Below are 13,496 nucleotides of genomic sequence, written 5' to 3' on the forward strand. Positions count from 1 at the left end.
TGCCTGACCCGCGGCACCGCCTACAACGAAGAAACCCACGTCAGCAACCGCCAACGCGTACTCGCCGCCTGAGGTTGACAGAAGGTGTCTCATTCTCGATCCCCTTCCACGCCTCGGGCAATTACCCGCATGTCTCAGATGCTACGCATAACGATGCACTATCGAGGCGAAAAGCAGCCCTGCAATGTCTGAAAGTCGCCCGCGAAGCCGAACCCGCCCGCGCAGGTCGGCGTCGAGGTGCCGGTAACCGTGACCGTCGCGCCGGGACCAGCGATGCCGATCGACAACCCTGGGCGCGCGCCGCTGGTCGTGACCGTCGCGCCGGGTCCGATGGCGATCGCGGCAGGGCCCGACAGGTACGTCGAGTTCGAGGTCGCTACCCCGCCGTTCTGCGCGATGGCCAGGGACAGGCTGTTCGGTGCGGCGCCCGCGGTGGCGTCCGCGTCGAACCCATAGGCCGCTGCGGCGCCGCCCGCGGCACTGCTCGCCGAGCAGGAGGCGGTGCTGTCGGCGATCTGCGTCGCGGCGAGGCCGGGTGCGGGGCACTCCGCGGGGGCGGCGGTAGCGGCGGGTGCGGCGAACAGCATGCCCAGCCACGCGGCGCCGACGCCGGTCGTCAGCCCCACCGATCGCGTGAGAGTGAGTCGATCCATGACGTCCTCCTTTGGTGCTCGGGCTTGCAAGGCTTCACGCTACGCCATTTTTGATGCAAAATCGATGCATCATTCGACTTCTTCCGGAAGGAGCGGAGACATGCGGCGGATGCGGTCCCGCGATGGTTGACCAGGGGTCCGCCCGGTACGCGGTGGGCGCGGTGGCGAAGCGGCTTGGCGTTCCGGTCGCCACCCTGCGCAGCTGGAACCAGCGGTACGCGATCGGCCCGCCGAGGAATCGGCCGGGAGCGCACCGCCGCTATTCCGAATCCGACATCGCGACCTTGCGGAGGATGATCGCGCTCATCGAAGCGGGCGCCACACCGGCCGGTGCGGCACAGCAGGCGCTCGCCGAAGCTCCGCGAGCATCAGAGGGTCGCAGCGCTCTCCTGGTCGCCGCCGAACAACTGGAACCCGATGTCGCGCTGACTCTGATCATGGCTCGGCTGGCGCGCGACGGTGTGGTCGCGACGTGGAACGGATTGTGCCGTCCGGCATTCGGGACGATCGTCGCGGCACAGGACGCCGGTCGGGGGCTGATCGAAGTGGAACATCTGTTGTCCTGGGCGGTGATCGCGGGATTGCACCGCATGTTCCCGCCGGTCCGGCGTCCGGGTTCGCAGCCGCCGGTGCTCTTGGCCTGTACCGCGGGCGAGAACCACGTGTTGCCCCTGGAAGTATTGCGTGCCGCGCTGGCCGAGCGGGGCGTCGTCGCGTTGTTGCTGGGCGCGGCGGTGCCCGACTCGGCTCTGACCGAAGCCTTGGCGCACCATGGTCGGCCCTGCGTACTCGTGCTCTGGTCGCAGCTGCCCGCGACCGCCACCGCGGGAACGCTTCGGGCTGTGCGAGAGACGGCGGGGCGGCTGCTGGTCGCCGGGCCGGGCTGGTCGACGGTCCGGCTACCGCCCGAGGCTCCCTACGTCGCCACCCTCGAGGAAGCCTTGGAGGTTCTCGGCGAAGCCGGACCCGACGGGGCGTGATCCCCGGTCACTTCCGCCTCTGCCCACCGATGGCGAGTGTCCACGCTCCCGCGCCGCCACGTCCGGCATCGGTGGCGTTCGATGCCGGACGTGGCAGGCGTGGGCGCTGCGGTCGATACCACGGGCCGCCGCGAACTCAGGCGTCGGCCGAAACCGTCTTCGCCGAGCGCACGTTCGGCAGGGCGAGATTGTCACGCAGGGTGGTCCCGGTGTACTCGGTGCGTAGTGCACCACGGTCCTGCAACAGCGGCACCACTCGGTCGACGAATTCGTCCAGGCCCCACGGCACGAGGTGCGAACCGAGAATGAAACCGTCGGACCCGTCGTTCTGAACGAAAGTGTCGATCTTCTCCGCGACCTGTGCGGGGGTTCCGACCAAGGGACCGCGCTCGAATTGATCGATCACCACCTCGCGCAGCGAGAGCTTCTTCGTCTCGGCGACCTGGCGCAGACGTTCGGCGGTGGCGAAGCGGTCTTGATGCAGGAAGGCGCGGCCCTGGATGATCGGCGGAGCGTCGGGGTCCGGATCGATGCCGGGCACCGGCCCTTCCGGATCGTAGCCGGACAGGTCGCGGTTCCAGATCTGCTCCAGCAGAATCAACGCAGTCTGTCCGGTGACCTGCTCGTTGCGGACGGCATGGTATTTCTCGATCGCCTCGGCCTCGGTGTCCCCGAGAACGAAACTCGCCGAGGGCAGAATCTTGATGTCGCCGGCCGCCCGCCCCGCCGCTACCGCGCGCGACTTGATGTCGCGGTAGAAGTCCGCCGCCTCGGGCAATTTGCCGTACGGGGAGAAGATGGCGTCGGCATTGGCGGCGGCGAAGGCTCGTCCTTGCGGTGACACACCGGCTTGCAGGATTACCGGCCTGCCCTGCGGGCTGCGCGGCACGGTGAACCGACCGGAGATGTCGAACTGGCTGCCGCGGAAAGCGAATGCCCCGGCATCCGGCCGGACCAGAAACCGTCCGGCGTCCTTGTCGGCGACGATGTCGTTCGTGTCCCACGAATCCCAGAGGGCGCGAACGGCCTTCAGTGTCTCCTCGGCGCGGGCGTAGCGATCGGCGGGATCGAGGAATCCGCCGCGCCGGAAGTTCTGGCCGGTGAAGGCGTCGAACGAGGTCACGACGTTCCAGGCGGCGCGGCCGCCGGAGAGATGGTCCAGGCTGGCGAACTGCCGGGCCAGTTCGTAGGGCTCGTTGAACGTGGCGTTGATGGTGCCCGCGAGCCCGAGATGCTCGGTGACCGCGGCGATCGAGGCGAGCACGGTGAAGGTGTCGGGACGGCCGATGATGTCCTGATCGAAGATCTTGCCCGCGCGTTCGCGCAGGATGAGCCCTTCGGCGAGGAAGAAGAAATCGAACTTGCCGCGTTCGGCGGTGCGCGCGGTGTGTTCGAAACTGCTGAAATCGATCTGGCTGCCCGCCTCCGGATGCCACCAGGCGGTGTGATGGTTGACGCCGCCGAGGTAGGCGCCCAGGATGATCTGCTTACGGGGGGTGCTCATGGTGACCTCGCTCAGGCAGTCGCGTAACGATTGGGGACGTCGGTGGGCAGGCCGAGCAGCGCGCGCAGCGAGCCGTCCGGGTAGCCGGTGCGGAACACACCGCGCCGTTGCAGCGCGGGCACGAGCCGGTCGGCTACCGCTGCCAGATCGTCGATCGCCACGCCGGGCCGCAAACGGAACCCGTCGATTCCCCGCTCGCTCCAGTCGGTGAGCAGATCGGCGAGTTCGTCCGCACTTCCCGCGAAAACAGCAGCGTCGGAATCGAATTCGGCACGCGCGAGCTCGCTCAACCGGGACAGCCGCCGCGGACCCGGCTCCTCGTCGGTATCGAGGAAGACGGTGATGTCGGCATAGACCCGCAGCGGCTCACCGGCGCGTCCCACTCGGGCCGCGGCGGACGCGACTTGCTCCAGGATCGGGCCGGGGCCTTCGTCGCGCGTGGGCGTGACGAAGACCAGATCCGCACCGCGGGCGGCGAATTCGTAGATCAGCGGGCCGTGCGCCAGAGCCGCCACCACCGGCTGTCCTTGGGGCGGACGCGGCGTGATCGATGGCCCACGGACGCTGAAGAAGCGGCCCTCGAAGTCGATGTAGTGCAGCTTGTCGCGATCGATGAACCGGCGGGTTGCCACATCGCGGATCTCCGCGTCGTCTTCCCAGCTGTCCCACAACCGCCGTACCACTTCGACGGCGTCGGCGGCTTCGTCGAACAGATCGTGGACGTGGCCGGGAAAGCTCCCGGAAGCGATCGCTTCCGCGATTTCGGCGGTGCTGAGATCGCGCACCGAGCGGCGTCCGAAGTGGGCCGCTTCCTCGGCCGTCCCGGACACGCGCGCCTGCCAGCCCGCCCGGCCACGCGACGTGTAATCGAGCGTGGCGATCGACTTGGAGACGTGGAAGGGTTCGGTGTGCGTGGTCGTCACGGTCGGGATGAGCCCGATGTGCCGGGTGACCGGGGCGACCCGCGCGGCGATCAGATGGGCGTCGAGCCTGGCTCGCACCTGATCGACGGCGTCGTCCGACGGTGCGTGCCGCTCACCGGGGATTCGCAAGCTGTCCTCGATGCTCACGAAATCGAGCAGTGCCCGTTCCGCCGTCGCGACCAACTCGGTCCAGTAACCGGGGCTGAACAACTCGGCGGGCCGGGAGTTCGGCTCCCGCCATGCGGCCGGATGCCAGCCCGCCCCGTCGAGCGCGACGCCGAGGTGCAGTGGTTTCGGTGCCATCGTCTCCCGTTTCTCTCCATGCGCGAATGTCGTGCCGTGCAACGCGCGAACCGGCGCGTACCCGCCCGACGATGACCATGGCGGGAATCACCGGCTTCGGCCGAATCAATGGCCGGTCGCCGCGCGGGAATCAGTGGCTTCGGATAACACGTGGCCACGGCGGTGAGCGGCGGTACGGGCACGGGCACGACCGTCATCGCGCACGGGGTGTCAACGATTCGGATCAGCTCGATCGAGGGGAAATACCCCTGGTGGCCGTGCCCGGCGACCATGGGTTTCGATCAGCGTGAGCCGACCGGTCGCAACGGCGGGGACGGAAGTGGTCCACTCTCCGTGATCACGCATCGAAAGGAAGAGATACACACCGATGAGTTATGGCCCCTTCGATCTGACCTACGCCGCCGCCGACGACCGGTACGAGAAGGTCCCGTACCGCCGGACCGGCAACTCCGGCCTCGACCTTCCTGCCTTCTCCTTCGGCCTGTGGCAGAAGTTCGGCACCGATTACCCGTTCGCGACGCAACGCGAGATCATCCTGCACGCTTTCGATCTCGGCATCACGCATTTCGACAACGCCGACCGCTACGGTCCCCCGCATCGCGCCGCCCAGAAGAACTTCGGGGCGGTGCTCGCCAAGGACCTCGCCCCCTATCGCGATGAGCTGATCCTCTCGACCAAGGCGGGCAACCCGATCGGGCCCAGCCCTTACCTCAGGGGCGGTTCGCGTAAGTCGATCCTCACCTCGCTCGAACACAGCCTGCGCGACCTGGGCACCGAGTACGTCGACATCTTCTACCATCACAGCCCGGATCCGAGCACGCCGCTGGAGGAGACGGTCGGCGCGCTGGTCAGCGCGGTGCAACAAGGCAAGGCGCTGTACATCGGCCTGTCCAATTACGCGCCCGACCGGACCCACGAGGCCGCCGAGCTGCTCCGGAAGGCGGGCGTCCCGCTGCTGATCCACCAGGCGCGCTACTCGATCTACGACCGCCGCCCCGAACGTAACGGCCTGCTGGACACCGCCCGCCAGGACGGCTTCGGCGCGATCGTCTACTCGCCGCTGGCCCAGGGCCTGTTGACCGACAAGTACCTGGAGACGATTCCCGACGGGGCGCGGGCACACAACAGCAGCTTCCTGTCGCCGGACGTCATCGACGAGACCTACCGGCTGCGCACCGCCGCGCTCGACAAGATCGCCCAGGCACGCGGCCAGTCGCTCGCGCAGCTGGCGCTGCAGTGGGTGCTGCGGCGCCCCGAAGTGACCTCGGCGCTGATCGGCGCGAGTTCCACCGCGCAGCTCGACCACAACATCGCGGCGTTGAACTTCCCCGCGTTCACCGACGACGAACTCGCCCTCATCGACGAGCACGGCGTGCACGGGACCGGCCTGAAACTCTGACCTCGCGCAAGCGGTCGGGAGGGGCAGCGCGGGCGCTGTCCCGTCTCGATCTCGTCAATCTCGCAGCAACGGAAGCAGCTGGTTGCCTTGGCGCTCGATCTCGCGCAGATACGGGGTGTCGGAGAGCACGAAGTGCGTGATGCCGAGATCCTGGTACTTGCGCAGCGACTTGGCGACGTCTTCGGGGGAGCCGACCAGCCAGGTGGTCCCGGCGCCACCCGCGCCGAACTTCCCCGGTGTGGTGTAGAGGTTGTCGTCGAGCACCTCGCCCTTCGCGGCCAGATCCAGCAGTCGCTGCTGTCCCACGGCCGTCCGGCGATGTGGGTTCGGCACGGGGGCGTGGTGGTTGTCGGCCATCTCCGCGACCTTCGCCTCCGCCTCGGCCCAGGCCTGCTCGGTGGTGTCGCGGACGAAAGTGGTGACCCGCAGGCCGAACTCCAGTGGCGCATGCTCGCGACCGAGTTCCTCGCTCAGCGACCGCAGGCGCTCGATCCGTTCCCTGACTCCCGACAGGGGCTCGCCCCAGAAGAGCTGGACGTCGGCCTCGGTCGCCGCTACCCGCTCCGCGGCCTCCGACGCACCGCCGAAGTAGAGCTTCGGGTGGCGGCGCTCGCCGCGCGGGACGATCCTCGGCAGCGCGGTGGAATTGCTGACCTGGTAGTACTCACCCCGGTAGGTGACGTTCTCCTCCGTCCACAGCCGACGGACGAGTTGGAGGAACTCTTTGGTGCGGGCGTAACGCTCGGCCTGATCGCCCTCGGTCTCGCCGTAGGCCGCGAGATCGTCCTTACCCGACACGATGTTCACCCGCACCCGGCCGCCGGAGAGGTGGTCGAGGGTCGCCGCGGCCGATGCGAAGTTCGCCGGACGCCAGTAGCCCGGTCTGATCGCGATCAGCGGCTCGAAACTCGTGGTCCTGGCGGCGAGAGCCGTTGCGACGGTGAGGGTGTCCGGGCGACCCCACCCGGTCCCGAGCAACGCGCCCTGCCACCCGTGCTCCTCGAGCGCCTTCGCCTGAGCGGTCAGGGTGTCGAGGCTGTTGTGGTCGGCCACGATGGTGTCGCCGCGGTGTCCCGGCGTGACCTGATTCGGGATGTACCAAAGGAAACTCATCGGCGGTGATTCCTGTTCGGTGGGCGTGATCAACGGCGAATCACCCGACTGGCGGGTCGACCAGCCTTCGGACATCGGAATTATCGACCTCGAACGAGGCCGTAGGCCGTTCACAGCCCGCGTCGTTCACTCTGGACGACCGCTCCTGAGCTGCGACGATTCGCTGCGATGAGCAATAAATTCATCCAGATTCCAGCGCGGCCGATATGCCCTGCGGGATGTCGGTTTCCGGTGGATCACAGTCCCGGAGAGATCCTGGCGTCGACCGGGGGAGAAGCGGCGGAATCACGCCGCTGTGCGGGCGAGCGAGTGGTCGGAGCCGATCTGTGCGCGCACGTCCCGGGGCAATCCTGCTCGCGGTGAATCGACGGGGCCGGTCGCCGTGCCCGGCGGAGCAACCGCGACCGGCCCGTCGGTTATTCGACCGGAACGATCGGGGTGCCCGAGCCCGGTCCCGGCGCGGGCGGAACCAGCGCACCGGCGGGCGTATTGGTATTGGGTGCCGACTTGGCGGGCGGGGGCGCCAGCACTTGCAACGGCAGTGCCGGTGGCGGCGCGGCAGGCCCGCCGCGCGTCCCGGGTACGGGCTTGTCGTTGCCGCAAGCGGTGGCGGAGGAGGGTGGTTCGCCGCAGCTCGCTCCCGGGCCGACCGGCACGATCGGCTCGGCGGAGGCGGTGGCGGCGGCGATGATCAGCGAAACCGACACGCCGATCGGCGCCATCCAGCGTCGCGGCGCTCGCCCGTGCGTCACAGCCATATCGGGTCACCGTAGATCGCGACCGAATTGTCCGCCGTCGCCGTGGATATCGACACGATCGCGAACGAGCGCAGGCTCACCGCGCCCGCGCACGCATCTATCTTGATCTGGATCTGATCGACGGAGATCGAGCCGTGCGGTCCGGCAAGCGGTTTCGTCCCCAGCGTGATGCTGTTGATGGTGCCCGGCTTGATGGTCGTCGACATGCTCGGCAGGGCCAGCGCGCTGCCGCCGACCCCGAGGCCGGGCGAGGGGGCGACGGTCACCGTGGCGCTCGGGCCGATAGCCGCGGAGATGCCTACGGTCAGGCCGTTGGAAACGTCTATCTGGCAGCCGATCTGGTATCCCAATTGCAGCGTTCCCGAGTTCACCGCCTCCCGGCCCTCGCCGCCGATGTCGGCCGCGGCCGACAAGGTGACGAATCCTTCCCTGGTGAACGGTGTCGCGGCGAGATTGGGTACGCGCTGGACGTCTTCGGCGGTCTTGCTGATCCGCACCTCCCAGCCGTCCTCGGTGCCGACGACACGAGATTTGTCTGCCACTGGGTCAGCGGTCGCGGGGGCGGCGGTCATGCCGAATGCCGCGGTCGCGGCGATGCCGAGCATCGCCATCGTCGAGCCCTTCAATGGAATCCTTAGTCCTGTTAACAGTCGAACGCGATAGTACCGACTCCGCTGACGTGGCGGCGCGAAGGCCGTCCGCCGTTGGGGCGCAGCGGGTTTCGCCGATCAGGTTTCTGGTCAGCGGTGGATGTATCCCCGGGTGAGCGATGCGTCGTCCAGTCGCGGTGCGATCGATTCACCGCCGAGTGCCTGCCGCAGGATCGCTTGCTCGTCCTGGATGACGTGCATGACGGCATTGATCAGGGCGAGGTGGGTGAACGCCTGCGGATAGTTGCCCCAGTGTCGGCCGGTTCGGGGATCGATCTCCTCGGCGTAGAGGCCGAGGGGGCTGGCGTAGCCGAGCAGTTTCTCGCACAGCTGCTTGGCTTTCTTCTTCTCGCCGACCTCCGACAGCGCCGATACCAGCCAGAACGAGCAGATCGTGAAAGCGCCTTCCTCCCCGGCTAATCCGTCGTCGGTCTCGTCGACGCGGTACCGCAGGACGAGACCGTCTTCGGTCAGTTCCTCGGCGATGGCCAGCACCGTGTTGCGCACCCGCTCGTCCTCGGGTGGCAGGAAACGTACCAGTGGGATGAGCAGGGTCGAAGCGTCCAGCGAGGTGCTGCCGTAGTACTGGGTGAAGACCCCCCGGGAGTCGACCGCGTGTGCGCAGATGTCGGCGTGGATCTCGTCGGCCGCCTGTTGCCACCGGTGCGCGCGGGCGAAGTCCTGGTGGATGCGGGCCAGCCGGGCGCCGCGGTCGGCGGCGACCCAGCACATGACCTTGCTCGAGGTGAAGTGCCTGGGCTGTCCGCGGACTTCCCAGATGCCGTGGTCGGGCTCGCGCCAGTAGGTGAGGGCGCTCTTGACCGCACGGCCCAGCAGCGGCCAGGCCCGCGCATCGATCTGATCTTGATGGCGGCCGTAGAGATAGACCGCGTCCAGCGCGGCGCCCCACACATCGTGCTGGCGTTGCCGGTAGGCCTCGTTGCCGATGCGCACCGGGCCCGCGTTGTCGTAGCCGCGCAGGTGGGGGAGGGTCTGTTCGGCGAGATCGGTCTCGCCGCCGATGCCGTAGACGATCTGCATGTCGCGGGCATTTTCGGTCAGGTCGAGAATGTAGGAGAAGAAGTCGTTCGCCTCCCAGGTGAAACCCAGCGTGTACAGGCCCCACAAGGCGAAGGCGGAGTCGCGGATCCAGCAATAGCGGTAGTCCCAATTCCGCTCGCCACCAGGTGTTTCGGGTAGCGACGTGGTGGCGGCGGCAGCGATGGCTCCGGTGGGAGCGAAGGTCAATCCCTTGAGCGTGAGCGCACTGCGAGTGAGTTCGGCGGTCCAGGGATGGTCCGGAAATCGCCCGCCCGCCAGCCAGTGCCGCCAGTGGTGGATCGTGCGCAGCAGCCGCTCTTCGGCCTCCGCGACGTCGCCGGGAGCGTCCCGACTGCCCCAGGCGAGCGCGCAGAACCGGGTGTCCCCCTTCTTCAACAGGGTGCGGGCGACCGCGTGCGTGCCCTCCAGACCCAAGCGCATGTCGGTGCTCAAGGTCAGTTGCAGATCGGTCCCGTCGGCGCCGGCCTGTGCGAGGTGATAACTGCCGAGGTACTCCCACCGGGCGCGATGCCTGCCGTAGTCGAAGGCCGGTTGGCAGTCGAGCCCGAACTGGATCTGCCCGGTCTCGCAGTGCACCGTGCGCAGCAGGATGTGCTCGGCGTCGTAGTCGGTGGGCGTGCGCCGGTGGGCGCTGCGGCCGGGTTTCTGGTGCCGCCACGGCCCGACCAGCAGCACATCGCGCACCGTCGCCCAGCCCTCGCCGCTGCGCCAGCTCGTCTCCATGACCATCGTGCCCGGGATGTAGCGACGATCGGTGGGCACCACGAAGTCGGCGGGAGCGAACCGGAACGAGCCGGCGGAGCGATCGAGTATCGCGGCGAAGACGCTGGGAGAGTCCATGCGCGGCAGGCACATCCACTCGATGGCACCGCTGGGCGCGATCAAGGCGGTGACCTCGCAATCGGAGATGAACCCGTAGTCGTCGATGCGTGGGAACGCTGTGAGCCGCGGTGTGGCTTCGATCTCGTCCATGCGTTTCTCCGTCGTCGTCTCGGGGCTTACCGTCCGGCGGTCGTCCACCGGCGAGTACCTGGTGCACCGCCTTTCTTCGGGAGAACACTGTGCGCGGTATCGAGGCGTGAGTGCTGCGACGCTCCCATCAGCCCACCACCTCGTGGGCTGGATCGGCAAGCCCCGAGATCTAGCGACCGCCGTCGGCTCGGGTTGCCTCCGGGCCGACCAGTCGTCGGGCGGCCGTGACGGTGGCGGCGCGGCGTTCGGTGATGTTGTGCTGGGTGGTGCGGGTGGCGTGCATGGCCGCGGCGGATCTGGGCGAATTTTCCCGCGATGATCCGGCGGATGGCGTCGTCGGCGGCGGGAATGTGGGTCTGTGGCCGCGTCGGCGATGCGGTCGAACTCCGCTTCGGCCGCGACGAGGATTCGTTAGCGGGTGGCCGACCAGCGCGCGGGCAGCTGGCACCGAAAGAACGGTTTGTTTGTGTCGGGGGGTGGTACCCGGTGCACGTATCGGCTCGACAGCGCGGTCGCGCCGGTATGTGATCGGGGCACCCCCGCTGCTCGTCCACCGGCCGGTTCGACAAAGTCATGAAATCGCTTGCGCCGCACGAGAACGAGGGGCCCCTAAGGTTGGACGGCGCAAAGGAATTACATCGTGATCGAGGACGCGAACGTGCCCGGCACCGACGATGAAGATCGAGACCGGATCATCTGGCCCGAGTCGCGTTTGAGCGCATGGTGGGCGGATGTCATGGGCCACCGCTTCCCCCGAACCCAGACCACGACATCGAGTTGATCCCCCCGGCCCGATGTCGGCCCCGGTGGACTTCACCGGCTGAACTCCTCAGTGCTCACGGCACGTGCGGCCTGGGGAGCGTGCGGTCCGGTTTTCCTTGTCCCAGCCCGCGCGGAGCGGATTCGCGGACGTCCTCCGAACCCCGTCATTCCGGGATGACGGCGCGCGTGCGCGTGCGTTACGCGCCGTCCGGTTGCGGCGTCCGGCGCAGCGCGAGAAGCCCGTCGATGATCTCGACCGCCGTCAGCGGAGCCGTCGCGGCATTGCGGATCTGTGCGGCGAGACCTGCGGGGCAGCCGGGCCCCGGCTTGGCGGTCGTGGCGCACGCGGTACAGCCCTCGACGGCCTCGGCGAGATGCGCTTCGACATTGCGCACGTCGAGTGCGGCGATCAAATCGAACCCGCTCAGAAAGGGGATCGGCATGTCGATGGGTTCCTCCGGCTCAATGTCCGATCGGGTGGCGCGTCGCCGCGAGTGATCCGTCTGCGTGCCGCGCGGCGCGAATCGGCCGGAACGTCGGACGGCCGCGCGAGCAGGCGCCGGCCGCTGCTGGACCGTCGCGAGCGATGCATGGGGGAGAACTCGAGGCGCTGTCTGGTGGATCCGTTTGTGGCCGACGCCGTTGTCGGCCTGCCGACGTCGTTGTCGGGTCGGATGTCCGGTGACGTCGTTGTCGTTCGGACGAAGGAGCAGCACGTGTTTATATAGGCTCCGCATCGATAATGTAACAGATGTATATACGTCCTGGGAACCCGTCAGCGAACTCGGATTCGCAGACTTTCTACCCTGCCTGTGCCTGCTTTCGCGCGCGTGCGGCGGGGCGCGGGCTGCGGTTCAGCGACGAATACGCAACGGTATGGTGTGTGCAGACTTGGTCCGGCGAGTGGACCGCCTGGGTTCGTTGGAGGCGCTCGACTATGCAATCGGTACTCGGCAAGGCGCGGTTGCTGCTGGAAGCCTTCGACGCCGAGTCGGTGGCGTTGTCGCTCACCGAACTGTCCCGGCGCAGCGGAGTCGCCAAGGCGACGACGCATCGGCTGGCGAACGCTCTGGTCGAGTGGGGTGTCCTCGAACGATCCGGGACGAAATACCGTCTCGGCCTGCGTCTGTTCGAACTGGGGCAGCTGGTGCCGACGCAACGGGTGCTCCGGGACGCCGCCCTGCCGTACCTGCAAGAACTCCATGCCGCGACGGCCGCGACGGTTCATTTCGCGATCCGCGACGGTCTCGATGTGCTGTACATCGACAAGCTCTCCGGCCACGGCGCGGTCGAGATACCGTCCCGGGTCGCGGGACGGCTGCCGCTGTACGCCACCGCGACGGGCAAGGCGCTTCTCGCCTTCTCAGCCACCGATGTGGTGGCGCAGGTGGTGGAAAACGGACTGCAGGCGTTCACGCGACGGACGGTGGCCTCGGCGGCGCATCTGTACCGCCAACTCGACACCGTCCGGCAGAACATGCTCGCGGTGGAGGCCGAGGAGATGTCTCTGGGCGTGGTGAGCGCGGCGGTCCCCGTGTTCGGGCCGCATTCGGTGCTGGTAGGGGCGGTCGGGATGTCCACGACCACCGCACGGATGAACCTCGACCGGATGGCCGGGCCGCTGAAGTCCGCCGGTATCGGGATCAACCGGGCACTCGGCTCGCTCGCGCGCTCGGCATAGCGCACGCGGCGCAACGCCGTCGGCTCACCACCGCCAGGGCGAGGAACCCGAACGTCGCCGAGGCGGTCATCGTGATCGCCACCGTGACACCGGTGTTGCCCAGTAGCCCGACCACCGGTGCGACCGCGGCGGCCGCGCCGAACTGCGCGAGGCCGACCATCGCGGCGGCCGTGCCCGCCACCGCGCCGTGCCGCGAGAGGGCCGGCGCGGGCGCGTTCGGCATCACGAAACCGGTCGCCCACAGCGAGGCGAGCGGTTCGGAAAACGAATGAGGTTCGCTGAGCAAACCGGCGGCGAAGTTCCCGCGAATATTTTCGGCCGAGCGGTCAGCTGAGTGGACCGAACGGCTTGACGTGGCTCGATGCGCTCGGGCACCGTTCGACTACTTCCTCCACGGAAGTGATGTGGGTCGCACCGGAACCACACAGCACATCATCGACAAACAGACCTGCCTGGCGCTGTCCGCGCCCGGCATCCGGCGCACTCGGCGCGCCGACACCCAGGAGAGAGCCGAGAGGAAAGAAACAAGATGAGGAAAATCGTCACGGTGGCCGCGGGGCTCGTCGCCGCGGTCGGGATCGCTTCCGGCTCCGCCGGTGCCCAGCCCGGCGCGGATGACGCGGTCGGTTTCACGGCCCACGCCACCGATACCCAGTCCATCGTCACGACCGATGCCGGCTCGATGGTCGTCGAGGACGGGCTGTTGAAGATCAAGGCCGCCAACGGCGCCGTGCTC

At 68.0% G+C, this 13,496-nt stretch carries 12 protein-coding genes and 2 pseudogenes; 5 read left to right on the top strand and 9 right to left on the bottom strand.

Going from position 1 to position 13,496, the window contains the following annotated elements; all coding sequences use genetic code 11:
- Positions 1-158 precede the first annotated feature (158 nt).
- Positions 159-653, bottom strand: coding sequence for a DUF6764 family protein (locus tag ACWEO7_RS35515; RefSeq protein ID WP_452429782.1), 495 nt, complete (start codon positions 651-653; stop codon positions 159-161).
- Positions 654-775: 122 nt separating this feature from the next.
- Here ACWEO7_RS35515 and ACWEO7_RS35520 point away from each other — a divergent pair, with 122 nt between their 5' ends.
- Positions 776-1,633 carry a MerR family transcriptional regulator gene (locus tag ACWEO7_RS35520; RefSeq protein WP_452429784.1) on the top strand — a complete coding sequence of 286 codons (858 nt, stop codon included), beginning with the start codon at positions 776-778 and terminating at the stop codon, positions 1,631-1,633.
- A gap of 136 nt (positions 1,634-1,769) precedes the next feature.
- Here ACWEO7_RS35520 and ACWEO7_RS35525 read toward each other — a convergent pair whose 3' ends face one another.
- Both ACWEO7_RS35525 and ACWEO7_RS35530 read right to left on the bottom strand, forming a co-directional pair.
- Positions 1,770-3,137: an NtaA/DmoA family FMN-dependent monooxygenase gene (locus tag ACWEO7_RS35525; protein ID WP_452429786.1), complete on the bottom strand. Its 1,368-nt coding sequence runs from the start codon at positions 3,135-3,137 to the stop codon at positions 1,770-1,772.
- A gap of 11 nt (positions 3,138-3,148) precedes the next feature.
- Positions 3,149-4,363 carry an LLM class flavin-dependent oxidoreductase gene (locus ACWEO7_RS35530; RefSeq protein ID WP_452429787.1) on the bottom strand — a complete coding sequence of 405 codons (1,215 nt, stop codon included), beginning with the start codon at positions 4,361-4,363 and terminating at the stop codon, positions 3,149-3,151.
- Between the two features lie 367 nt (positions 4,364-4,730).
- Between ACWEO7_RS35530 and ACWEO7_RS35535 the strand changes: the two genes are divergently transcribed.
- Positions 4,731-5,762, top strand: coding sequence for an aldo/keto reductase (locus ACWEO7_RS35535; protein ID WP_452429788.1), 1,032 nt, complete (start codon positions 4,731-4,733; stop codon positions 5,760-5,762).
- A 54-nt stretch (positions 5,763-5,816) separates the two neighbouring features.
- On the opposite strand, the gene ACWEO7_RS35540 is transcribed toward ACWEO7_RS35535, so the two are convergent.
- The 4 genes from ACWEO7_RS35540 to ACWEO7_RS35555 all read right to left on the bottom strand — a co-directional run bounded on the left by ACWEO7_RS35540 (position 5,817) and on the right by ACWEO7_RS35555 (position 10,317).
- Positions 5,817-6,875 (bottom strand): LLM class flavin-dependent oxidoreductase, encoded by a 1,059-nt coding sequence (locus ACWEO7_RS35540; RefSeq protein ID WP_356965927.1) that lies wholly within the window; start codon positions 6,873-6,875, stop codon positions 5,817-5,819.
- 416 nt (positions 6,876-7,291) lie between these two features.
- Positions 7,292-7,633, bottom strand: coding sequence for a hypothetical protein (locus tag ACWEO7_RS35545; protein ID WP_452429790.1), 342 nt, complete (start codon positions 7,631-7,633; stop codon positions 7,292-7,294).
- Positions 7,624-8,259: an MspA family porin gene (locus ACWEO7_RS35550; protein ID WP_452429792.1), complete on the bottom strand. Its 636-nt coding sequence runs from the start codon at positions 8,257-8,259 to the stop codon at positions 7,624-7,626. The genes ACWEO7_RS35545 and ACWEO7_RS35550 overlap by 10 nt, the downstream gene beginning before the upstream one ends.
- Positions 8,260-8,373: 114 nt before the next feature.
- The gene (locus tag ACWEO7_RS35555) at positions 8,374-10,317 is read right to left on the bottom strand and encodes a glycoside hydrolase family 15 protein (protein ID WP_452429794.1); all 1,944 of its coding nucleotides are present in this window, start codon (positions 10,315-10,317) and stop codon (positions 8,374-8,376) included.
- A gap of 640 nt (positions 10,318-10,957) precedes the next feature.
- On the opposite strand from ACWEO7_RS35555, the gene ACWEO7_RS35560 reads away from it, so the two are divergent.
- A complete protein-coding gene (locus ACWEO7_RS35560) occupies positions 10,958-11,098 on the top strand; it encodes a hypothetical protein (protein ID WP_355075525.1) in 141 nt (46 codons plus the stop codon).
- Between the two features lie 178 nt (positions 11,099-11,276).
- Here the strand turns inward: ACWEO7_RS35560 and ACWEO7_RS35565 are convergent, their stop codons facing one another.
- On the bottom strand, positions 11,277-11,522 hold the full coding sequence (locus ACWEO7_RS35565) for a hypothetical protein (RefSeq protein ID WP_452429796.1): 246 nt from the start codon (positions 11,520-11,522) through the stop codon (positions 11,277-11,279).
- A 494-nt stretch (positions 11,523-12,016) separates the two neighbouring features.
- Between ACWEO7_RS35565 and ACWEO7_RS35570 the strand changes: the two genes are divergently transcribed.
- Entirely contained in the window at positions 12,017-12,760 is a 744-nt protein-coding gene (locus ACWEO7_RS35570) for an IclR family transcriptional regulator (protein ID WP_452429798.1), read from the top strand.
- On the opposite strand, the pseudogene ACWEO7_RS35575 reads toward ACWEO7_RS35570, so the two are convergent.
- Positions 12,723-13,013: pseudogene (locus ACWEO7_RS35575) on the bottom strand (Bcr/CflA family drug resistance efflux transporter); the annotation flags it as partial. The gene ACWEO7_RS35570 and the pseudogene ACWEO7_RS35575 overlap by 38 nt on opposite strands.
- A 276-nt stretch (positions 13,014-13,289) precedes the next feature.
- Here ACWEO7_RS35575 and ACWEO7_RS35580 point away from each other — a divergent pair.
- Positions 13,290-13,496, top strand: a pseudogene (locus tag ACWEO7_RS35580) (hypothetical protein); the annotation flags it as partial.

The organism is Nocardia sp. NPDC004260, from assembly GCF_053603155.1.

Excerpts from the sequence above, each read along its gene's own strand:
- ACWEO7_RS35530 (WP_452429787.1), bottom strand. The coding sequence starts at position 4,363 with ATGGCACCGAAACCACTGCACCTCGGCGTCGCGCTCGACGGGGCGGGC.
- ACWEO7_RS35515 (WP_452429782.1), bottom strand. The coding sequence starts at position 653 with ATGGATCGACTCACTCTCACGCGATCGGTGGGGCTGACGACCGGCGTC.
- ACWEO7_RS35545 (WP_452429790.1), bottom strand. The coding sequence starts at position 7,633 with ATGGCTGTGACGCACGGGCGAGCGCCGCGACGCTGGATGGCGCCGATC.
- ACWEO7_RS35520 (WP_452429784.1), top strand. The coding sequence starts at position 776 with ATGGTTGACCAGGGGTCCGCCCGGTACGCGGTGGGCGCGGTGGCGAAG.
- ACWEO7_RS35540 (WP_356965927.1), bottom strand. The coding sequence starts at position 6,875 with ATGAGTTTCCTTTGGTACATCCCGAATCAGGTCACGCCGGGACACCGC.
- ACWEO7_RS35535 (WP_452429788.1), top strand. The coding sequence starts at position 4,731 with ATGAGTTATGGCCCCTTCGATCTGACCTACGCCGCCGCCGACGACCGG.
- ACWEO7_RS35565 (WP_452429796.1), bottom strand. The coding sequence starts at position 11,522 with ATGCCGATCCCCTTTCTGAGCGGGTTCGATTTGATCGCCGCACTCGAC.
- ACWEO7_RS35570 (WP_452429798.1), top strand. The coding sequence starts at position 12,017 with ATGCAATCGGTACTCGGCAAGGCGCGGTTGCTGCTGGAAGCCTTCGAC.
- ACWEO7_RS35525 (WP_452429786.1), bottom strand. The coding sequence starts at position 3,137 with ATGAGCACCCCCCGTAAGCAGATCATCCTGGGCGCCTACCTCGGCGGC.
- ACWEO7_RS35555 (WP_452429794.1), bottom strand. The coding sequence starts at position 10,317 with ATGGACGAGATCGAAGCCACACCGCGGCTCACAGCGTTCCCACGCATC.